Origin of the sequence: Mycobacterium sp. NPDC050441 (assembly GCF_040655355.1) — a bacterium.
Classification (GTDB): Bacteria; Actinomycetota; Actinomycetes; order Mycobacteriales; family Mycobacteriaceae; genus Mycobacterium.
In genome coordinates, this window is the sequence record NZ_JBFAJS010000001.1 from 843,973 (window position 1) to 867,177 (window position 23,205).

10 protein-coding genes and 1 pseudogene are annotated in these 23,205 nt (G+C 65.7%); 6 read left to right on the forward strand and 5 right to left on the reverse strand.

Annotation, left to right across the window (positions count from 1 at the left end; genetic code table 11):
* Positions 1–40: 40 nt before the first annotated feature.
* The gene (locus AB0I14_RS04215) at positions 41–1,462 is read right to left on the reverse strand and encodes a condensation domain-containing protein (RefSeq protein WP_358016212.1); all 1,422 of its coding nucleotides are present in this window, start codon (positions 1,460–1,462) and stop codon (positions 41–43) included.
* Between the two features lie 249 nt (positions 1,463–1,711).
* Here AB0I14_RS04215 and AB0I14_RS04220 point away from each other — a divergent pair, with 249 nt between their 5' ends.
* Entirely contained in the window at positions 1,712–12,832 is an 11,121-nt protein-coding gene (locus AB0I14_RS04220; RefSeq protein WP_358016215.1) for a type I polyketide synthase, read from the forward strand.
* A 76-nt stretch (positions 12,833–12,908) separates the two neighbouring features.
* Here AB0I14_RS04220 and AB0I14_RS04225 read toward each other — a convergent pair.
* A pseudogene (locus AB0I14_RS04225) lies at positions 12,909–13,286 on the reverse strand (DUF3556 domain-containing protein); the annotation flags it as partial.
* 182 nt (positions 13,287–13,468) lie between these two features.
* On the opposite strand from AB0I14_RS04225, the gene AB0I14_RS04230 reads away from it, so the two are divergent.
* Complete coding sequence (locus tag AB0I14_RS04230; RefSeq protein WP_358016218.1) at positions 13,469–14,227, forward strand: hypothetical protein; 759 nt, start codon at positions 13,469–13,471, stop codon at positions 14,225–14,227.
* Positions 14,228–14,231: 4 nt separating this feature from the next.
* On the opposite strand, the gene AB0I14_RS04235 is transcribed toward AB0I14_RS04230, so the two are convergent.
* Entirely contained in the window at positions 14,232–15,311 is a 1,080-nt protein-coding gene (locus AB0I14_RS04235; RefSeq protein ID WP_358016221.1) for a dihydrodipicolinate reductase, read from the reverse strand.
* A 236-nt stretch (positions 15,312–15,547) separates the two neighbouring features.
* Between AB0I14_RS04235 and AB0I14_RS04240 the strand changes: the two genes are divergently transcribed.
* Together AB0I14_RS04240 and AB0I14_RS04245 are read left to right on the forward strand one after the other, a co-directional pair.
* Positions 15,548–17,383 (forward strand): acyl-CoA dehydrogenase, encoded by a 1,836-nt coding sequence (locus tag AB0I14_RS04240; RefSeq protein WP_358016224.1) that lies wholly within the window; start codon positions 15,548–15,550, stop codon positions 17,381–17,383.
* Positions 17,384–17,526: 143 nt separating this feature from the next.
* Positions 17,527–18,159 carry a DUF1361 domain-containing protein gene (locus AB0I14_RS04245; RefSeq protein WP_358016227.1) on the forward strand — a complete coding sequence of 211 codons (633 nt, stop codon included), beginning with the start codon at positions 17,527–17,529 and terminating at the stop codon, positions 18,157–18,159.
* 26 nt (positions 18,160–18,185) lie between these two features.
* Here AB0I14_RS04245 and AB0I14_RS04250 read toward each other — a convergent pair whose 3' ends face one another.
* Positions 18,186–18,782 carry a TetR/AcrR family transcriptional regulator gene (locus tag AB0I14_RS04250; RefSeq protein ID WP_358016230.1) on the reverse strand — a complete coding sequence of 199 codons (597 nt, stop codon included), beginning with the start codon at positions 18,780–18,782 and terminating at the stop codon, positions 18,186–18,188.
* Between the two features lie 151 nt (positions 18,783–18,933).
* Here AB0I14_RS04250 and AB0I14_RS04255 point away from each other — a divergent pair, with 151 nt between their 5' ends.
* A complete protein-coding gene (locus AB0I14_RS04255; RefSeq protein ID WP_358016233.1) occupies positions 18,934–19,380 on the forward strand; it encodes an MmpS family transport accessory protein in 447 nt (148 codons plus the stop codon).
* The gene (locus AB0I14_RS04260; RefSeq protein ID WP_358016236.1) at positions 19,377–22,283 is read left to right on the forward strand and encodes an MMPL family transporter; all 2,907 of its coding nucleotides are present in this window, start codon (positions 19,377–19,379) and stop codon (positions 22,281–22,283) included. Before AB0I14_RS04255 ends, AB0I14_RS04260 begins: the two co-directional genes overlap by 4 nt.
* On the opposite strand, the gene AB0I14_RS04265 is transcribed toward AB0I14_RS04260, so the two are convergent.
* Positions 22,280–23,194, reverse strand: a complete 915-nt coding sequence (locus AB0I14_RS04265; protein ID WP_358016239.1) for a TIGR03564 family F420-dependent LLM class oxidoreductase — start codon at positions 23,192–23,194, stop codon at positions 22,280–22,282. The two genes, AB0I14_RS04260 and AB0I14_RS04265, sit on opposite strands and share 4 nt — an antisense overlap.
* Positions 23,195–23,205 lie beyond the last annotated feature (11 nt).

The following is a 23,205-nucleotide window of genomic DNA, read 5'->3' on the forward strand; positions in this document are numbered from 1 at the left end:
GGAGCAAAGCGGAAAATCGATGACCATTGTTTGCTCTCCGCTACGCGACCCGGCCCCAGTGCCCGCTGTCAGCAACTCGTGACGACACCGATTTCATCGCCCCCAAGTAGCGGGTGACCGACTTCTTGGCGACCGGGTTGTCGGGATGCATGATCGCCATGACCGTGCCTTCGCCGTACCGGAAGATGTAGATCGTCAATTGGTATGAGAACCGGTTGTCCGGATACATTCCGATGTTGTTTGCCAGCCCCATGTCGCCCGCCGCGAGGATGGCGTTGAGCGGCGCCGCTCCACCGTGCAGAAAGTTCGATACCGGGAAGTTCGGCTGTGGCCAGTTCAACCACGGCGCCAACTCCAACACGCGGTAATACGGAACTCTCGCCATGTCCAGGCCCGAATCGAAAGACTGCTGCGCCGCCCAGGCCGCATCGTTGAAAGAGGCCGCCGCCACCGGAACGGTGATCGGTATCAGTCCGGTGAACCAACCCTGTGTCATGAAATTGTCGCCGCCTGTGCGGGAATCCCTCGGCGTGAGGCCGTAGTAGGTAAGCGCACCGGTGAACTCGTGCTCTACCAGGCCCAGACATGCGAACAACCCACCGACAAAGCGGGCGCCGGCTGCCGCGCATGCACCGTCGAAACGTTCCGTCTGTGCCGGATCCATCAGGACCTCAGTGGACCAGGCGCTGCTGGTCGACTCGTTCGGATTCCCCAGTGGCAGCGGGAATTCCGGAAATCCGTCCCGGTTGTTCTCGGCGAAGTCGATCCAGGCACGCACTCCAGGCGATTCCAGGGTCAACGCCGACGTGTACTCACGCTCGCGGATACAGAAATCATCGAAGCTACCTGCATCAGGAAGCGTGAGGGCCTGACCGCTGCCGCTCATCGCGGAATACATTCCGTTGGCTTCCATCATTGTGGTGCCGATCAACGTCGCGTCTCCGTGGACGTGATCCATGGCAGCGAAGAAAGTGAAGTGTTCCTCGTTCTGGATGATGCCGAACGTAAAGCAGCCCCATTCCAGGGGATTCGGTATGCCCACGACGTGAGCGTGAATTTCGTCGACGGTCAAGTTGCCCTGGTCGACCGGCACAAACTCGATATCGGACGGGTTTTCGATTGCATGCCTGACGAATTGGCCGTCATCGCCTTCTTTGAACCAACTCCGGAATGTGTCGTGCCTGCGCAGGTATGTATTCACGGCGTGGTCCATGGCCGAGATATCACATTGTCCAGCAACCTCACAGCTAGCGATGATCTGCCGCGAGAAGTTCAATCCCGCCGCTTTACGCTGGCTGTAATTACGCAGATGTTGGCCCTGCATGTAGCTAACCGGCACCGAGCTGACCGGTGCGCTTCTTGCCGTTTCCTGAGCCGCGGCCGTCGGATGCCAGGAGGTCACCGAGCCAGGGCTCAGCGACCATTCATCAAGTGCGCCAACAGTTATCTTACCGATCCGCAAAACTCAGGCCCTCCCAGTAGTGCTCTGCGCACGGCCACTCTCCGGGCCGGCGGGACCCCCCGGGGCATCAACATACCCGTCGTTCCACCAAGACGGCTCAGAGAGCTTGCTGAGGGAAGTTTGACCGGGCAAGGGGAGTCGCGCGCGCCACAGGTTCGCATGCAATAGTGGATCGAAGTTGATCTTCAAGCGCTTTCGGGGGGTGCGCGGAGGTGTAGTTCTGCACGCCGATGCGAGGAGGACAACGGGATGAAATCCGTTGAACGTCCAGACGAACAGTTCGCACGCTTTGCCATCGTTGGCTATGCTGCGCGTTTTCCAGGGGCCCCAGACGCCGACGGTTTCTGGGACCTGCTGAGGACGGGACGCGAAGGGATCTCCGACGTACCCGAAGACCGCTGGGACGTCGAGGAATTCTTCGATCCGGAGCCCGGCACACCAGGCAAGGTGGTGACCCGCCGTGCGGGTTTCGTTGATGACGTAACCGGATTCGACGCGCCGTTCTTCGGCATGTCGACACGCGAGGTCCGGTTGATGGACCCGCAGCACCGGCTCCTGCTGGAAACCGCCTGGCGCGCGGTGGAACACTCGGGTACCGCGCCAACAGCATTGGCTGACACCAACACTGGCGTGTTCGTGGGTCTGGCCACCCACGACTACCTCGGAATGGCCTCTGACGAGCTGACTTACCCCGAGATCGAGGCCTACATGGCCATCGGGACTTCGAATGCCGCGGCCGCGGGCCGGATCAGCTATCGATTGGGTCTGCAGGGACCCTCGGTCGCGGTCGATACCGCGTGCAGCTCGTCGCTGGTGGCGATCCATCAAGCGTGCCAAGCACTTCGCTTAAACGAATGCGATCTCGCCCTGGCCGGCGGTGCGAACGTCCTGCTCACACCCGCCACCATGATCACTTTCTCCAGTGCCCACATGCTGGCACCGGACGGCCGGTGCAAGACGTTCGACGCGGCTGCCGACGGCTATGTGCGCGGCGAGGGCTGCGGCGTCATCGTCATCAAGCGCCTCGAGGACGCCGTCCGCGACGGTGACCACATCCGGGCCGTGATCCGCGGCAGTGCGATCAACCAGGACGGCGCGTCGGGTGGATTGACGGTGCCCAACGGCGTCGCTCAGCAGCGCGTCATCGCTGATGCGCTCAAGCGCGCCGGCCTCGAACCCAAAGAGGTCGACTACCTGGAAGCGCACGGCACCGGGACATCGCTGGGTGACCCGATCGAAGCCCAGGCCGCAGGTGCGGTACTCGGCACCGGACGCGAACCCGGGCAGCCGTTGTTGATGGGCTCGGCCAAGACGAACATCGGCCATCTGGAGGCCGCCGCCGGCATCGCGGGCGTCATCAAGGTCGTCCTGTCCCTCGAGAACGAGTTGCTGCCGCAGCACCTGCACTTCCAGAACCCGTCGCCGCACATCCCGTGGGACCGACTCGCGGTCGAGGTGGTCAAGGAGGCCACCCCCTGGGAGCGCAACGGCACGCCACGCATCGCGGGAGTCAGCTCGTTCGGATTCGCCGGGACGAACGCCCACGTCATCCTGGAGGAAGCGCCCGAACCGGCGGCAGCTGGTCCGGTGGAGCAGCCCCAACCGGAACGGTTCGGCATTCTCCCCCTCTCGGCACACACACCCGCCGCATTGGTGCAGGTCGCTGAGCAATATCGCGATTGGATGAGCGCTCACCCCGAGGCCACCCTGGCCGACGTGTGCCACACCGCGGGGGTCGGACGGGCACATCTCGAGCACCGGGCAGCGCTGGTGGTCGATTCGAGGGAATCCGCCATCGAACTACTCGGCGCGCTCGCCGACGATCGCCCGGCGCCGGGCCTGATTCGCGGCGAATCCCACGACAAGCCCAAGACGGCCTGGCTGTTCACCGGCCAGGGCAGCCAGTACGCCGGCATGGCCCGGGAGCTGTTCGATTCAGAGCCGGTATTCGCCGAGACGCTGAAGCGCTGCGCGGCGGCTGTCGCCGACAAGCTCGACAAGCCCCTGTTGGACGTGATCTTCGATCTGGACGCCGCCGATGAGCGCTCGCGTGAAGAACATGATGCCGAAGCGACACTGCGCAGGACCTCGTATGCACAGCCCGCCCTGTTCGCAGTCGAGATGGGCCTGGCCCGGCTCTGGCAATCGTGGGGCTTCGAACCCGACGTGGTGCTGGGTCACAGCGTCGGCCAGTACTCGGCCGCATGCGTCGCGGGCGTGTTCGGTCTGGAGGACGGCGCCCAGTTGATGGCCGAACGAGGTCGCCTCTTCGGCAGCTTGCCCGCGGGGGGCCGCATGGTCGCGGTGTTCACCGCCGCCGAGCGGGTAGAGAGCCTCATCGACGAGTTCCCCACGCTGTCGGTTGCCGCCTACAACGGTCCCAACACGGTGCTGTCGGGGTCCGCGGAGGAACTGGAGAGGGCCGTCGCCGGACTTACCGCCGACGGCGTGCGGTGCGACTGGCTCGAAACCAGCCACGCATTCCACTCGGCGCTGCTGGATCCGATCCTCGACGAATTCGAAACGTATGCAAACCGTTTCACTTTCAACGCACCACAACGGATTCTGATCGACAACCGCACCGGCGCGGCGCTGGGCAGGAGCGTGAAGCTCGATGGCGCCTACTGGCGCAGGCATGCCCGCCAACCGGTGGAGTTCGCCAAGAGCGTGCGCACCCTTGCCGACATGAACTGCAAGCTGCTGGTCGAGATCGGGCCACGGCCGGTGCTCACCGCCACGGCCCTGGGGGCTTGGCCCGACCAGGCCACCGCGCCGCGGGTGATCGCGTCACTGCGCCGCAACACCACCGACCAGCGGCAGATCACCGAGGCCGTCGCCGACGCGTACGTCCTGGGTCACCTGCCCGAATTCAGCGCGTTCCGGCACCCGCACGCGCGGAAGCTCGATCTGCCCACCTACCCGTTCGAGCATCGCCAGTACTGGTATCGGGACAATCGGGAAGAGCCCAACCAGCGACAGCACGTTGCCGGTCCGCGCACCCAGGCCGTTCGCCTTCTCGAAGACGGCCGCCTCGAGGAACTCGCGACACTGCTCGACGGCGCGGGCGGTGACGGTCAGACCCTGGACGTGCTGACCAAGCTGGCAGCGCAACACAACCGCCAACGATCGACCGAGTCCATCGCCGACGACCGCTACGAGTTCCGCTGGGAGAAAGCGGTTACTCCGCTGTCGGGCGCGGACTCCGGAGAGTCGTTCACCTGGCTGCTCATCGGTGAGCAGACCCCGGCGGTCCAGCCACTGGTCGACGCCCTGACCTCGCGCGGGCAGCAGCACCGGTTCCTCGCGCTGCCGACGTCCGACGCGGACACCGATCAACTTGCAGATGCGTTGCGCACTGCGGCTGCAGACGGTTCAACACTTCGCATCCTTCACGTGGCAGCCCTCGACGGGGAACCGGAAGCCAAGACCGTGCCCTCGATGAGGTCACTGCTGCGGATGCAACACCAAATCCTGGCCGGAACGCGACGTCTCTTCCGCGCCGCGGCCGAGGCCGACCTGAGGGCTCCGATCTGGCTGATCACCCGCGGCGCACAACACGTCACCGATGCGGACACCGTGGCGCCGGAACAGAGTGCCCTGTGGGGATTCGGTCGCGCCGCGGCGCTGGAGCTCCCGCAGCTGTGGGGCGGACTGGCCGACCTGTCCGAAGGCGGTGCCGGCGAGTGGACCGCGCTGCTCAACCGGATCACGACGTCGGCCGACGCGGCCCGGCGGGAAGACCAGATCGCGTTGCGCGATCAGGCGGTCTATGTCCCCCGGCTGGTTCGCCGGGAGGACCTGCCGAGCGGCACACCGTTGGAACTGCGTGGTGACGCAACGTATCTGGTGACCGGCGGACTGGGTTCGATCGGCCTGGAGATCGCCGGATACCTAGCCGCCCACGGCGCCAAGCACCTGGTGCTGACCAGCCGCCGCGCGCCCAGCGAGGCCGCCACGCAACGCATCACCAAACTCGGCGACCAGCACGGCTGCGACATCCGCGTGGTGGCTGCCGACGTCGCCGATGCGCACGACGTCGCACGCCTGTTGAAGACCGTGGCTGCCGAGCTGCCGCCGCTGGCGGGCATCGTGCACGCCGCGGGCGAGCTCGGCACGACCCCGCTGGCCAACCTGGACGACGACGAGGTAGATCGCGTCTTCGCCGGGAAGGTCTGGGGTGCCTGGCATTTGAGTGAAGCAGCGGCAGAGGCGAAGCTCGACTTCTTCATCAGCACCTCGTCGATCGCCTCGGTCTGGGGCGGATACGGTCAGACCGCCTACGGTGCGGCGAACGCCTTCCTCGACGGACTGGCCTGGCGACTGCGCGAGCAGAATATCCCGGGGACCAGCGTCAACTTCGGTCCATGGGCCGCGGGTATGGCCGACGCGGAGTCTCGTGCGCGGCTGGATCAGCGTGGTGTCCGGACACTGCCACCCGCCGACGCACTGGCCGGGCTGGCCGACGTCGTAGCGGCTTCCTCGGCGCAGGGAGTCGTGGCCCGGATCGACTGGGCCCGCTTCCTGCCGCTGTACCAGCAGGCGGGCCGGCGGGGATTCCTGGCAGAGCTGGAACGTGAGGTACCGGCACAACTTTCGAACGCGGCGCCCACCACTGCATCCGGCAAGACGCAGCTGGTCGAACGCCTGGCCAATGCTCCGGTGCAGCAACGCAAGAAGCTCCTGACCGACCACCTGCGCGACGCTGTCGCAGAGGTGACGCGCGTGGACTCATCGGAGATCCGCGAGGACGCCGGGTTCTTCGACCTCGGCATGGACTCGCTGATGGCCGTCGAGTTGCGGCGCCGCATCGAGCAGGGAGTGGGCGCGGAGATCCCCATCACGCTGGTGATGGATTACCCCCGGATCTCCGACGTAGCCGAATATCTGCTCGGCGACGTGCTCGGACTCAACGAACAGGCCAAGCCGGCGCCGCAACCGGCAGCCGTGACAGCACGCACGGACGAGCCCATCGCGATCGTCGCCGTGTCGTGCCGCTTCCCCGGCGCACCCAACCCGGAAGCCTTCTGGGACTTGCTGTCCGGCGGCGTCGACGCCATCAGGGAAGTACCCGAAGACCGATTCGACATCGACGAGTTCTACGACCCGGACCCCGAGACAGCAGGCAAGACCTACACGCGCTTCGGCGGATTCCTCGACGGCATCGACGGATTCGACCCCGAGTTCTTCGGCATCTCCCCGCGTGAGGCCGTCTGGATCGAGCCGCAGCAACGGCTGATGCTCGAAACGGTCTGGGAGGGGCTCGAAAGGGCCGGGTACTCGCCGGCCGCGTTGCGCGGTAGCCGGACCGGCGTCTTCGCCGGGGTGGCCGCCAACGAGTACGCGCACCTGCTGTCGTCGGAGTCGATCGACAAGATCGAGCCGTACTTCATCACCGGCAATGCCCTCAATGCCATCTCCGGCCGGGTTGCCTTCGCACTCGGATTCGAAGGCCCGGCAATGGCAGTCGACACCGCGTGCAGCTCGGCGCTGGTGGCGATCCATCAGGCCTGCCAGGCGTTGCACTCCGGCGATTGCGACCTCGCCTTGGCCGGCGGAGTGAACGTCCTTCTTTCCCCGGTGACAGTCGTCGCCGCATCCCGCGCACGCATGCTCTCCCCCGTCGGGCGGTGCAAGACCTTCGACGCCTCCGCGGACGGCTACGTACGCAGTGAGGGCTGCGGCGTTCTCGTGCTCAAGCGGCTGAGTGACGCGGAGCGCGACGGAGACCGGATCTGTGCGGTCATCCCCAGCAGCGCGGTGAACCAGGACGGTGCGTCCAGCGGCTTGACCGTGCCCAATGGTGGTGCACAGCAACGGCTCATCGGAACGGCGCTGGCCCGCGCCGGGTGGACCGGCGGGGACGTCGACTACCTCGAAGCGCACGGGACGGGAACCCCGCTCGGCGATCCGATCGAGGTCCAGGCGGCTGCGGCCGCCTACGGCACCTCGCGTGATACCGACCGGCCGCTGCTGATGGGCTCGGTCAAGACCAACATCGGTCACACCGAATCCGCCTCGGGCGCAGCGGGTCTGATCAAGGTCGTGTTGTCGTTGCAGCATGAAATGCTGCCGCAGAGCCTGCACTTCGACACCCCGTCGCCGCACATCCCGTGGGATTCACTGCCGGTACAGGTCGTGGACAAGGCGACCCCCTGGCAGACCAACGGCCGGCCGCGCCGCGCCGGCGTGAGCTCGTTCGGGTTCACCGGCACAAACGCGCACGTGCTGATCGAGGAGGCGCCCGCACGACCGGCCGCCGCCGCCGCCGCCGCCGCCGAGGAACATCCGACCGACGAGGTCGCGACGGAGTCGCCGGCTCCGGCCGAGCAGGTCGCTGTGCTGGCGCTGTCCGCGCGGTCACCGGAAGCACTCGTGGCGCTGGCACAGCGTTACGAAGGGTGGCTGAGTGCTCACCCGGACGCCGACCTCACCGACGTATGCCTGACCGCCGGAACCGGGCGGTCGCACTTCGAGCATCGGGCTGCGCTGGTCGTGGATTCGATCGAGGAGGCGCGCCAGGGTCTGGCCGACCTGGCCGACAACCGGACGCGACCAGGTGTGGTGCGTGGCGAGCACACGAACCAGCCGACAACGGCATGGTTGTTCACCGGGCAGGGCAGCCAGTACCCGGGGATGGCACGCGAGTTGTTCGACACGGAGCCGGTTTTCGCCGAGACCGTGACGCGGTGCGCCGACGCGATCCGGGGCATGCTGCCACGTCCGTTGCTCGAGGTGATGTTCGCGACCGGTAGCGGTGCGGCAGAAAGCCTGCGGGACACGTCATATGCACAGCCGGCGCTCTTCGCCGTCGAGATGGGTCTGGCGCGGCTGTGGCAGTCATGGGGCATCGAACCCGATGTCGTGCTGGGCCACAGCGTCGGCCAGTACGCGGCCGCATGCGTCGCCGGGGTCTTCAGCCTGGAGGACGGTGCCCGACTGATGGCCGAGCGGGGCCGATTGTTCGGCAGCCTGCCCGAAGGTGGACGGATGGTGGCGGTATTCGCCGACCCCAAGCACGTCGAGGAGATCGCCAACAAATTCCCGCGGGTTTCGGTCGGCGCCTACAACGGGCCCAACACCGTGCTCTCGGGCCCGGGCGACGACCTCGAGGAGATCGTCACCCAGTTCGGTGACGAGGGGATCCGCTGCACCTGGCTGCAGACCAGCCACGCGTTCCACTCGGAACTACTGGATCCGGTGCTCGATGAGTTCGAGGCGTACGCAGCGCAGGTGCAGTTCGCCGCACCGACGCTCCCCCTGGTCTGCAACCGCACCGGAGCCATCCTGACGGCCCAGACCCCGCTCGACGCTCCGTACTGGCGGCGGCATTCGCGTCAGCCGGTGCAATTCTCCGAAAGCGTCCGTACGGTCGCGGCACTGGGCTGCTCGGTGTTGATGGAGATCGGGCCGCAACCGGTGCTGACCAGCGCGGCGGTACAGGTATGGCCGGAGCACCTGGCCGCACCGCGGGCGATCGTCTCCCTGCGCAAGGGCATCGGCGATCGGCGCCAGGTCGCCGATGCGCTGGCCGCAGCCTATGTCGGCGGCCACCGACCCGACTTCGCAGCGGTGCAGCGCAAGCCCGGCCACAAGATCGAGTTGCCGACATATCCGTTCCAGCACCGGCGCTTCTGGCCCAAGTCGGCCGGGATCGCCATGGACGGCGGGGTCGGATCGGCGTCCGCCGGGATCCAGGGCAGTGCAAAGGATCTCGCGTCCGGCGACTCGGTGTACACCAGCAGGATCTCCGTCAAGTCGCAGCCGTGGCTGTCCGACCACGTCATCTACGGCACCGTCGTCGTCCCCGGCGCGACGTATGCCGCGATGGCGTTGGCCGCCGTCGGCACCCCGGCCCACGCCAAGGACGTCTTCTTCTACGAGCCGATCATCCTGCCCGAGAAGAGTTCCCGCGAAGTGCAGCTGACCCTGCATCCGCTGGACGACGGCGGTGGGTGGAAGTTCCAGGTGCACAGCCGCCCCTACGGGGAACGTGACGCAGATTGGTCGCTGAATGCCGAAGGCACCGTTGTCGCCGGCGTGGGCGACAGCACCGAAGATCCCCCCACCGAGGAAGATCCGATCGACGAGACGATCGAGCGGTTGAACCGGATGCGTCCGCAGGAGCTGTTCGAGACCTTCGCCGATCTGGAATTGGCCTGGGGCCCAACCTGGTCCGGTTCCCTGAAGTCGCTGTGGCTCGGTGAGGGCGAGGCGATCGGCGACATCCTGGTCGGCGAGGAACTCGCCGAACAACTCGGAACCGAGCCGATGCACCCGGTCCTGATGGACCTGTGCACGGGCGTCGCCTTCCCCGCGTTCCCCGCGCTGCTCGCGGCCGAGCAGGGCATCAACGATCTGTTCCTGCCACTGCGGTACGGCCAGGTGACGTTGAAGGAGAAGATGCCCCGGCGGTTCTACTGCCGCGCCAGGTGGCACGAGAGCGCCCTCGACAGCGAAACCCAGGTCTTCGATCTCGACTACATCGATCGGGATGGCCGTCACCTGGGCGGCATTCGCGAGTTCACCGTCAAGCGCGCACCTCGCGAAGCATTGCTGCGTGGTCTCGGTGGCGACGCCACCCGGCTTCTGTACACCCTGGGCTGGCATGAGGTACCGGTGCCGCCGTCGGAGCCTGGGGCCGAAAACGCAAGCGGCACCTGGCTGGTCGCCGGATTCGACGAACTCGCCGCCAAGGTGCCGGGCTGCATCCCGCTCAACCGGAACGCCGATCCGGAACTCCTCGGACAGGTACTGGCGCAGGCTGCAGAGCGCGGTCTGCCGTTCTCCGGTGTCGTCTGGCGCGCCGCCACGCCGAGTGCACAGGAGGCCGGCGCCGATGGCACCGCACGCCTCGAGACCGAGATCGAGAATCTGCTGAGCGCCGTGCACACGGTGCAGGGCGGTTCACAGAACGGCAGTGTGAAGCTTCCGAATGGTCTGTGGATCGTCACCGAGCGGGCCGTGGCCACCGAATCAGGTGAGCCGGTGGATCCGGTGCAGGCGGCGCTGTGGGGATTCGGGCGCACCACGATCAACGAGGAACCGGCGTTGCGCGCCAGGCTCATCGATTGCGACGGCTCACCAGAGGCCGTACAGGCGCTGGCGAATCTGCTGGCCACTCCGGTGGATGAGCCGGAAATCGCTGTGCGGCAGGGCAAGCTGCTGGCCTCACGGCTGTTGCCGTGGGCGCGCAGTGGGCATCTCACGGTGCCGCGCGGGAGCGATTACGTCCTGGCGCCCACCGAACGCGGTGCGATCGACAACCTGCGGATCACCGAGAAGGAGGTGCCCGCGCCGGACGAGGGTTATGTCCAGGTACGGGTGGAGGCCGCGGGGATGAACTTCCGCGATGTGCTCAACGTCCTCGGCCTGTACCCGGGCGATCCGGGGCCGATCGGCGGCGACTTCGCCGGCATCGTCACGCAATTGGGTGACGGTGTCACGGGGCTCGAGGTGGGCCAGCGCGTCTACGGCTCCATGCAGGGCGCCTTCTCCAGCCGGTTCAACGTGCCTGCGCAGTTCCTGGCGCCGATCCCGGACGGGGTGAGCGGTGTGGAAGCCGCGACGATTCCCGCCGCGGCGCTGACGGTTCGGCTGTCGTTCGACTGGGCCGACCTGAAGCCCGGCGACAAGGTACTCATCCACGCGGCCAGCGGCGGCGTGGGCCTGGCAGCCATCCAGATGGCACAGGCCAAGGGGGCGACGGTGTTCGCCACGGCCAGCACCTTCAAGCGGTCGACGCTACGCAAGCTCGGCGTCGAACACGTCTACGACTCGCGCACAACGGATTTCGCCGAACAGATCCTGGCGGACACCGACGGCAAGGGCGTCGACGTGGTCCTCAACAGCCTGACCAGTGAAGGGTTCATCGAGGCGACGCTTCGGGCCACCGCGCAGAACGGCCGGTTCGCCGAGATCGCCAAGCGCGATATCTGGACTGCTGAGCAGATGGCCGAGGTCCGCCCCGACATCGCCTACGAGATCGTCGCGCTGGACACGGTGATGCTCACCGAACCCGACCGCATTCGCGACCTGCTCACCGAGGTGTCAGAGGGGCTGGCCGCAGGCGAGTGGACGCCGCTCCCCGCGGAGATCTACCCGCTCACCGAGGCCAGGGCCGCGTTCCGCCGCATGCAGACCGCCAAGCACATCGGCAAGATCGTGCTGCAGATCCCGACCGCGTTGCAGCCGAAGGCCGATCGGACGTATCTGATCACCGGTGGCCTCGGCGCGATCGGCCTGCACACGGCGAGCTACCTCGCTCAGCTCGGGGCCGGCGACATTGTGTTGACCAGTCGGCGCGCACCCGATGCGGACGCGCAGAAGTTGATCGAGGAGATCACCGACCGCTACAAGACCCGAATCCACGTCTTCACCGCCGACGTCGGCGACGAGGCCGAGGTCGCGAAGCTCCTGGAGCGGATCCGGGCGGAGCTGCCGCCGCTCGCCGGTGTGGCACATCTGGCCGGCGTGCTCGACGATGCGCTGCTGGGCCAGCAGAGTTTGGAGCGGTTCCGGACGACGTTGGCGCCCAAGGCCTTCGGTGCCGGGCACCTGGACCGGTTGACCAAGGACGACGAGCTGGACTTCTTCATCGTGTCCTCTTCGGTGTCCAGCTTGTTCGGTTCACCCGGGCAGTCCAACTACGCGACGGCCAACGCGTTGCTCGACGGTCTGATCGCGCAGCGCAGGGCGCAGGGCCTGCCGGCCACGGGCATCAACTTCGGACCCTGGGGTCAGGGCGGCATGGCATCCTCGGAGGCGGCGACCGCGAATATCAGTGCTCAGGGCCTGATTCCGCTGGATCCGTCGGCGGCGCTCGCCGCCCTCGCCGAGGTCGTCGCCAATGGGACCGGCCAGGCGGCCGTCATCAAGGCCAACTGGCAGCGGGCCGCGAAGGTGCTGGGAAGCTCGCGTCCACCGATTCTCGATCTGGTGTTGCCGAGTGCCGTCGGTGAGATCGTCGGTGACAGCGAGGTTCTCAAGCAGCTGCTCGAGATCCCGGTGCCGCAGCGTGCCGGGTTCGTGACCGAGTTCCTGCAGAAGGAGGTGCAGAACTTCCTGCGCCTCGCCTCACCGCCGGCCGCAACCAGCCGCTTCCTGGATCTCGGCACGGACTCGCTGATGGCGATCGAACTCCGCAACCGGCTGCACACTCAGTTCGGCGGCAAGTTCACGCTCAACGCGACGGCGGTGTTCGACTACCCGACCATCGGAGGGCTGGCCGAGTATCTGGTGGGTCAGCTGCCCGATGCGGAGTCGTCGGAGTCAGCGGAATCTCCGCAGCAGGAGGAGCCGCAGCAGCCGCCCGTGGCGGAAGCCGCGGCGGAGACACCTGCCGAGGCTGCCGAGGAGCAGTTGGCAGACTGACCCTCGCGCGAGAAGACGCGGAGGTACCCGGAAACGCTGGTTTTCGGGTACCTCCGCGTCTGGTCGGCAGGAAAAATCAGGACATGCCGGCTGCCGCTCCACAGCTGACGTGCATCGGAAGGCAATCTGCCCAAGGCTGATTGACCACCATGTCGTCGACGTAGCCTCGCTCGAACTCGCCGGTGGCAGCGTCGACGAGCCGGTACTCCTGTCGCTTGATATGGATCGGTTGCGAATCGAGGATCACCACGCGAACCTCGCCCGGCTCGAACCCGCAGCGCCGTTGCATCGCCTCGACCAGACACTTGTTGTGCACGTGGCCGTCGCCGGAATTCCAGCCGACGAGCATCGCACAGACCTGCTCGCCCTCGCAGATGTTGTAATCGGCTTCGTCATGGCCTGTCATCGCCCGGTGTGCCAACGTGAACAGCGCGCGCCCGTGAGTATCGCCGCGGCACTGCGCGGCACTTTAGATTTGGGCGGTCAGCAGATGCTTGCGTCAGCAACGGTGGGGGTGAGCTCGCGCCACATTCGAGTAGCGAACTACGCAAGCAACTGCGGTCTGTGTGGCGCAATCTGATTGCAGCGGCGCACAGAACCGTGCGAAAGGGAGCGCTTGCGTGGAGGGATCTGCAGATGAATGCCTCAACCGCCAACACGTCTTTCGTCGTAGCCGGCATGTCGCTACTGGGTGTCATGTTCACGCTGGTGTGGAATGCCGCGCAGCAACGGCGGCTCGCCGAACTGCAAGCCCATCTGGCGCGGGAGCAGGAAGCGCAGTCGAAAGCAGCTCAGGCCGCACGCCTGGTAGCCCGATTCCGTGATCCGTTGCTGGAGTCAGCATTCGACCTGCAAAGCCGCCTCTACAACACCCTGAGCAAGCGGGGCACCTTCAGCTGGCCGAATGACAGCTACTACCTACCGAGCAGCCTGTTTCTGGTCGGACAGTTCTTCGGCTGGGTGGAAATTCTGCGGCGTGACATGTTGTATTCCGATATCGCAGACGTCGGAGAAGCGAAGGAGCTCATCGTCCGGGTTCGCAAGATCCAGGACCTCTTCAGCCAAACATCGAGCAAATACCAAGATTATCGGTACATCTATCGCGTTGAGCAGCGGGCGATCGGCGAGATCATGATTCAAGGCGACGGCAACGGCGCGGCGCTCGGCACCACTATCGGCTACGCGACCTTCCGGTGCCGCCTCGACGATGACCAATTCGCACGGTGGTTCTCGCGTTTCGAGGCGGGCCTGCAAACATCACCTCAACCGGACAACCCCGACCGACTCAGAGCGATACAAATCGCAATGGTCGACCTCCTCGACTTCCTTGACCCCGATCACGAGCGCTTCCCCGACAATCGCGATCGTCTCGCGAGCGATGTCGCCGTCGGGTGATCAATCAGATCCAGCGGGTCGCCTCCACCTCGGCTGGAAGCGGTGGGTGCAACGGCACGTCGAGGCCGTCGTAGATGCCGGGCTTCTGGGTGGCCAGCCAATCGATCGCACCGAGCAGACGGTTGGCCGCGGTGGTGTTGCCGCCGTCGGCGCGAGTCCCGCCCGGGACGTCGGCGCGAACCACCATCGTCAGTTGCGGATCGCCGTCGATGATGACGCGGTGGTCGCCCACGCCCTCATCGGGCTCCGGCCAGTCCGGCGCACAGGCCGGGTCGATGCGGGTGATGTGCTCGATGACGACCCGCTCGACACCGCCGGCCCAACCGATGACCTGGAGGCGGAACGCGCCCTGCGTACCGGCCTCGAACCGGCCCATGACGTTGTCGACGGCCTCGGTCAGCGGCAGCCGTTCGACCGTCTCGGTGATCTCGTCGATCTCCAGTCCGAGGCCGCGGCCGATGAGCCTGACATTGCCGCCCCACACCATGGTCGGGATCGAGGGCAGCAGCATCATCGGCGTCTCGTCCATCGAGCCACCGAAACCACACAGCACCCGCACCGAATGCGGCTGGTTGTAGGTGGAGTAGTCGAAGATCTCCTGACACCGGATGGTCCGGATCCGGGTACACAGCCCGGCGGCGATCACCGCCAGAGCGTCATTGCCCCAACCCGGGTCGACGCCGCTCACCAGAAGGGCTGAGTTGCCGGCCGCCGCGGCGTCCGTGAGCCGCTCGACCCACTCGGCCGGAGCCGACGCCGGGTCGTAGAGCGAGTACAGCGACGGGGTCACCACTTGTTTGCCCGCGCGCAGGCATTGCTCGATTTCGGCGATGGCCTCCTCCGGACGGATATCGCCGGAGGACATGTAGGCGACCGCGTCGCACTGGGCGAGCGCCGCGTCGACGTCGGTGGTGGCGATGACACCCGTCGGGGCGTCGAGCTTGGCGAAAGTCGCAGCGTCGCGACCAGCTTTGTCCTCAGATGACGTGATGACTGCAGCCAATTCCAGCCCCGGGAATGCCGTGGCCGATCGGATGGCTGTCGCACCCATGTTTCCTGTACCCCACACCGCGATTCGACGCATCCGCCCACCCTAATGGTGATATTCGTGAGGATCGTCACATTGTGACGAAACTGCAGACCAGAGGCGTTTTGACCAGGGGGTACAAGCTTCGATCAACCACTGGGTTGGTTAGCCCGCAGAAATTGCTCAGAGTCTCTTTGCGTTGAAGTTACCGAACGGTATAGTTGGCCGCAGTTACTGGTGGGTAACTTATCCCGAGTACCCAACCTCAGGTGGCATTCTCACAAGGAGGAAAAGTGAGCCACTACAAGAGCAATGTCCGTGACCAGGTCTTTAACCTGTTCGACGTCTTCGGCCTCGACAAGGCCCTCGGCGCCGGTGACTACACCGACCTGGACGCCGATACGGCCCGCGAGATGCTCAGCGAAATGGCTCGCCTGGCTGAAGGCCCGATCGGCGATTCGTTCGTCGACGGCGACCGCAACCCGCCGGTGTTCGATCCCAAGACTCACACCGTCACGCTGCCCGAGCCCTTCAAGAAGTCGGTGCGCGCAGCCATCGACGGCGGCTGGGACAAGGTCGGCCTCTACGAGGAGCTCGGTGGCGTGCCCGCCCCCAAGGCTCTGCTGTGGGCGCTCAACGAGCACATCCTCGGCGCCAACCCCGCCGTGTGGATGTACGCCGGCGGTGCCGCCTTCGCGCAGATCTTCTATGACAACGCCACTGAAGAGCAGAAGAAGTGGGCCGTCCTGGCCTCCGAGCGTGGCTGGGGCGCCACCATGGTGCTCACCGAGCCCGACGCCGGTTCGGACGTCGGCGCCGGCCGCACCAAGGCCGTCAAGCAGGAAGACGGCTCCTGGCACATCGACGGCGTGAAGCGGTTCATCACCTCCGCCGATTCCGATGACCTGTTCGAGAACATCTTCCACCTGGTGCTGGCCCGCCCCGAGGGCGCCGGCCCGGGCACCAAGGGTCTGTCGCTGTTCTTCGTGCCGAAGTTCCACTTCGACTTCGAGACCGGCGAGCTGGGCGAGCGCAACGGCGTGTACGTCACCAACGTCGAGCACAAGATGGGCCTGAAGGTTTCGGCCACCTGTGAGCTGACCTTCGGCCAGCACGACAAGCCTGCCGTGGGCTGGCTCGTCGGCGAGGTGCACAACGGCATCGCGCAGATGTTCGACGTCATCGAGCAGGCTCGAATGATGGTGGGCACCAAGGCCATCGCGACCCTGTCGACCGGCTACCTCAACGCTCTCGAGTACGCCAAGGAGCGCGTGCAGGGTGCCGACCTGACCCAGATGATGGACAAGGGCGCCCCGCGCGTCACCATCACCCATCACCCCGACGTGCGTCGCAGCCTGATGACCCAGAAGTCCTACGCCGAGGGCATGCGCGCGCTGTACCTGTACACCGCGACCTTCCAGGACAAGGACGTCGCCAAGACGCTGCACGGTGTCGAGCCCGAGCTCGCACACAAGGTCAACGACCTGCTGCTGCCGGTGGTCAAGGGCTTCGGCTCGGAGCAGGCCTATGCCAAGCTGACCGAGAGCCTGCAGACCCTGGGCGGTTCCGGCTTCCTGCAGGACTACCCGATCGAGCAGTACATCCGCGACGCCAAGATCGACTCGCTGTACGAGGGCACCACTGCCATCCAGGCGCAGGACTTCTTCTTCCGCAAGATCGTCCGCGACAAGGGCCAGGCGCTTGCGTTCGTGGCCGGCGAGATCGAGCAGTTCATCAAGAACGAGACCGGCAACGGCCGCCTCAAGACCGAGCGTGAGCTGCTGGGCACCGCACTGGCCGACGTCCAGGGCATGGCCGCCAGCCTCACCGGTTACCTGATGGCCGCTCAGGAAGACGCCGCCAGCATCTACAAGGTGGGTCTCGGCTCGGTGCGCTTCCTGCTGTCGGTCGGCGACCTGCTGCTCGGCTGGCTGCTGGCCCGCCAGGCCGCTGTGGCGATCGAGAAGCTCGACGCCGGCGCCACCGGCGAGGAGCGCACCTACCTCGAGGGCAAGATCGCTGCCGCTTCGTTCTTCGCCAAGAACATGCTGCCGCTGCTGACCAGCACCCGTCAGGTCATCGAGACCATCGACAACGAGGTCATGGAGCTCGACGAGGCTGCGTTCTAAGAAGCTCGTGCGAAATCGCCCCCGGGTCACCCCGGGGGCGATTTTGTTTCTCGGCCCAATGTTGGCTTATGTGTCACCTTCGGCCAAAATGTCGAACACAAGCCAACATTCGGCGGGCAACCTGCACCAGGCAAACTGGTCCCATGACCGAAGCTCGCGGCATCCTGCTGGTCGTCTCCCTGATGGCGACGACCGCGCTCACCCTGGCCCTTGGGATCACCGATCCGGCCGCACCGATGTCGTATCCGACCAAGTTCCTGGTGTGGAACCTCGTACTCGCGTGGATCCCGATGGTCTTCGCGATCGCGTTCGATCTGGTCGAGCGCCGGCTGTGGCTGCTGCCGCTGGGACTGGGCTGGTTGGCGTTCCTGCCGAATGCCCCGTATCTGGTGACCGATCTGGTCCATCTCGGCGAGGGCTACGAGCTGTGGCGCCATGTGCTGCAGTACGGGTTCGCGGCGTGGACCGGGATCCTGCTGGGCGTGGTGTCGCTGCTGCTGGTGCATCAGCGCCTTGACGACGAATTCGGCTCGTTCTGGGGCTGGCTGGTCGTCGTGCTGTCCGTGGCGGCGTGCGCTGTCGGCGTGGTCATCGGCCGCTTCCAACGATGGAACTCCTGGGACCTGGTGACCCGGCCCGATGCGGTGGTCGCGGCGACGTTCGACTGGATGCGCTCACCGCTGTCCTACGTGCAGTCGACGGGCGTGGCGATAGCGGTCGCGGCGTTCTTCGGGTTGGCCTATCTGACGATCTGGGCGCTGCGCGGATTGCGTTGAGCCACCGACCCCGCCGCGCTGCGAAGTCAGAAGCGGGTCAGGCTGGGCATCAAGACATCGTCCACGAGTGCCCGAACCGTCTCCTCGGTCGGCGGACGTCCCGGGATCAGGGATCGAAACACCAGATATCCCGGCATCACATCCCAGAGTTCGTTGTGAACCGCCGCGGCGTCGATCTCTCCCCGGTCGACCGCGTCCGTCAGCACCTCGGTCATCAGCATCTTGCGCTGCAGAACGAACTGGTTCTGTAGGGCGGCGCTCAATTCCGGGCTGTGCGCAACCTCGGACATGATCGCGCTCATCGTGCTGCCGTGCTCCCGTGCCTGGGTGCACACCGACGCGCCGATGCTCAGCAGGTCGGCCCGCAACGAGCCGGTGCGGGGCGGGACCAGCTGGATCCGGGTGCCCTCGATGAAAGCTGCCAGGACGAGATCCGTCTTCGACGGCCACCGGCGGTAGATCGTGGCCTTGCTCGACTTGGCTTCGGTCGCGACGGCTTCCACGGTCAACCGGTCGTATCCGTGCTGCTGCAACAGCCGCAGGGTCACCGCCAGCAACTCCGCCTCACGCTCGGTCCATTGCGAAACCTGGGCCGATACATCCTGCGTAGAAGCGGGCGACACGCGGAGGACCTTTCGTCGGAGGAAGCCAAGTCAACTGGCCATAACTCTTGCCCCCGCCAAGACTGTACCGTACGGTACCGTTCAGACGCATTAGAACGGCCAAGACTCCCGCCGGACGGCGCGGTCACGATCGTTGTCGAAAGGCTCTGAGATGCAGGGGATCTCGGTAGGAAGCCTGGTCCGGCGGCGCTGGACGGTGATCGTTGCCGTGCTCGTGGTGGCGGTCGTCGCCTTCACCGTCAGCCGGCTGCACGGCATATTCGGTTCGGACAACCAGGTGTCACGCCCCAGCGCCGACGCCCTGGAGAACACCGGATACAACCCGAAGCGGGTTCTCTTCGAAGTGTTCGGATCGCCGGGTTCGGTCGCCACCATCAATTACCTGGACATCGACGCACAACCCCAGCGGGCCGAAGACGTGACGCTGCCGTGGTCGCAGACGCTGGTCACCGATGACCCGACCATGTTCGCCGACCTGCGGGCGCAAGGGGACGGCGAGTCCATCGGGTGCCGCATCACCGTCAACGGTGTGGTCAAGGACGAAAGGTCCACCGAGAACGTGAACGGCTACATCGCCTGCTTGGACAAGTCAGCATGAGCGGGCAGCACGCAGAAGGTGAAGTCGTCGGTTCCAGGACGGCGCGGACCATTCGCCTGCTCGCCGTACCGATCGTGCTGGTGTGGGTCGCCATCGCCGCACTGACGAACATCCTTGTGCCACAACTGGAGGTCGTCGGTGCCGCGCGCTCGGTAGGCCTGAACGCGCCCGACGCGCCATCCACGATGGCGATGCGACACATCGGTCAGGTCTTCGACGAGTTCAGCTCCGACAGCGCAGCCATGGTCGTGCTCGAAGGCGACAAGCCGCTCGGGGACGACGCCCACCGCTTCTACGACACGCTGGTGAAACGACTGGCCGAGGACACCAAGCACGTCGAGCACATTCAGGACTTCTGGGGAGACCCGCTCACCGCGGGTGGCTCACAGAGCAAGGACGGCAAAGCCGCGCTGGTGCAGGTGTACCTGGCCGGCAACCAGGGCGAAGCGTTGTCCAACCAATCCGTCGACGCCATCCGTGAGATCGTGGCGAGCCTCCCGCCACCGCCCGGGGTCAAGGCCTACGTCACCGGCGCCGCACCGCTCATCACCGACAACTTCGAGGTCGGCAGCAAGGGCACCGAAAAGGTCACCGGCATAACCTTTTTGGTCATCGCAGTGATGCTGCTGGTGGTCTACCGCTCGCTGGTCACCATGCTCATCATGCTCGTCACGGTCCTCATCGAACTGGCCGCTGCGCGCGGCGTCGTGGCAGCGCTCGCGCATTCCGGGGTCATCGGCCTGTCCACCTATTCGACGAATCTGCTGACACTGTTGGCAATCGCCGCGGGCACGGACTACGGCATTTTCATCATGGGCCGCTATCACGAAGCACGTAGCCGTGACATGGACCGGGAGACCGCGTATTACGACATGTTCCGTGGGACGGTGCACGTCATCGTCGGCTCCGGACTGACCATCGCCGGCGCCGTGGCCTGCCTGCACTTCACCCGGCTGCCCTACTTCCAAACCTTGGGCATACCCGCCGCCATCGGCGTGCTCGTGACGCTGGTCGCCGCACTGACGCTGGGACCCGCCGTACTGACCATCGCCAGCCGATTCGGACTCCTCGAGCCGAAACGCAACCCCCGGGCGCCGCGATGGCGCCGCATCGGTACCGCGATCGTGCGTTGGCCCGGTCCCATCCTGGTGGTGTCGTGCCTGATCGCGCTCGTCGGCCTGCTCGCCCTGCCGGGGTACAAGACCAGCTACGACGGCCGCCCCTACCTACCGGAATCGGCACCGGCCAACGTCGGCTATACCGCCGCCACACGCCATTTCTCGGAGGCCCGACTGAACCCAGAGCTGTTGATGATCGAAACCGATCACGACATGCGCAACCCCGCGGACATGCTGGTCCTCGAACGTGTTGCCAAAGCCGTTCTGCACACCCGCGGCATTGCCCTGGTCCAGTCGATCACCCGTCCACTGGGCACGCCGATCAAGCACAGCTCCATCCCATTTCAGATCAGCGCGCAAAGCGCCAGCCAGATCATGAATTTGGGTTACCAGCAGGACCGCGCGGCCGATCTTCTCAAACAGGCCAATGAGCTATCGAACACGATCAACATCCTCAAGCAGCAGGTCACGCTGCAGCAGGCCAGTGCCGCCGCCACCCACGAGCAGACCCAGGCCTTCCACGACACCGTCGCGATCGTGAACGACCTGCGCGACAAGATCGCCAATTTCGACGATCAGTTCCGGCCCCTGCGCAACTATTTCTACTGGGAACCGCACTGCTTCGACATCCCGATGTGCGCGGCGCTGCGGTCGGTCTTCGACGCGCTCGACGGGATCGACAAGCTCAGCGACCAGTTCGGGCAGATCACCGCGAGCCTGGACAAGCTCGACGCCCTCCAGCCGAAACTCGTGGCGCTGCTACCGCCGCAGATCGCCATCCAGGAGCGCAACCGGGACCTAACTTTGTCCAACTACGCAACCACGGCCGGGACCAACTCGCAGTCCCAGGAAGCCCTCGAAAATTCGACCGCGATGGGACAGGCCTTCGACTCCGCCAAGAACGACGACTCGTTCTACCTACCGCCGGAAGCGTTCGACAATCCCGACTTCAAGCGCGGCCTGAAGCTGTTCATGTCGCCCGACGGCAAGGCCGCCCGCATGATCATCACGCATGAGGGCACTCCCGCTACGCCCGAGGGCATCTCACACATCGACGCGATCAAGGACTCCGCGTTCGACGCGATCAAGGCCACTCCCCTGTCGGACGCCAAGATCTACGTGGCCGGAACCGCTTCGGCGTACAAGGACATTCAGGACGGGGCCAAATACGACCTGCTCATCGCCGCATTGGCCGCGATCAGCCTCATCCTGCTCATCATGATGTTCATCACCCGCAGCCTGGTCGCCGCAATGGTCATCGTCGGGACGGTCGTGCTGTCATTGGGAGCGTCGTTCGGTCTGTCGGTCCTGGTGTGGCAGTACATCTTCGGCATCCAGCTGTACTGGATCGTGCTGGCACTGGCCATCATCCTGCTGCTGGCCGTCGGCGCGGACTACAACCTGCTGCTGATATCCCGATTCCAGGAAGAGATCGGGGCAGGGCTCAAAACAGGCGTCATCCGCGCCATGGCCGGGACCGGCCGGGTGGTGACCGCGGCCGGTCTGGTGTTCGCGGCCACCATGTCCTCGTTCATCTTCAGCGATCTCATCGTCCTCGGCCAGATCGGCACCACCATCGGCCTCGGCCTGCTCTTCGACACGTTGATCGTGCGGTCGTTCATGACGCCGTCGATCGCGGCACTCCTCGGCCGGTGGTTCTGGTGGCCGCAGATCGTGCGACCCCGCCCTGCCAGCCGGATGTTGCGCCCCTACGGATCTCGTACCTCGGTTCGCAAACTGCTCGAGCCGGAGCCCGAGCCCGCTCCTCAACCCGGCTCGGCCTAGGAATTGTCAAGCGAGCGCAGCAATGCCCTTGTGCGGGCCCGGGTTTCGGGCGACGCATCGAACACCACCCCGACATATTCGTCCACGCCAATCGTTCCGAGTGACCGAATACGTTCTGCCACAGTACTTTCGTCGCCGATGATCGCGGCATCCTCAGGTCCGGCGTAACCCTCCCGGTCGAGCATGGCCCGGTAGGACGGCAGATGCCCGTACATCGCGAACTGTTTGGCGGCCTGGGCACGGGCCCCGTCGACATCGTCGGTGACGCTGACCGGAAGTGCCGCGACAACGCGGACCGGACGGTCCCCGGCCGCCTCCCGCAGCGTCGGGGCCACATGTTCGGCCAGGGTGGTCGGGCCCGTCATCCACGTGACGGTTCCCGCCGTGCGACGGCCCGCGAGTTTGAGCAGTTGCGGCCCCAGTGCGGCGATGTACACGTCGGGCGCCGGCGCCCCGGGGATCTGCAGGGCACCGCGCGTGGTCACTGTCTCACCCGGCGCATCGGCGGGTTCGCCGGCCAACAGCGGCTGCAGCCCGTCCAGATACTCACGCAGCCGCCGCACCGGTTTGTCCCACGGAATACCCCACATGCCCTCGGTCACCGCAGCATGCGTCATGCCGAGGCCGAGCAGGAACCGGCCACCACTGATCAGGCTGAGCGTGAGCGCGCGCTGGGCCAGCAGCATCGGGTGCTGATTCTGGATCGGGATGACGCCCGTGCCCACCTCGATCCCGTCGACCTCACGAAACGCGACCGCAAGCACGGTCAGGAGGTCGGGTTCATAGGGCATCTGCGTCATCCAGACCCGCCGGAATCCCTCGTCGTGCAGCTGGGCGAGATTCTCTACCGTGGCGTCGACCGGCGAGCGGCCGCCGGTGTCACTGAGTGAGGCGATAAGGCTGATCTCCATGGCACCACGCT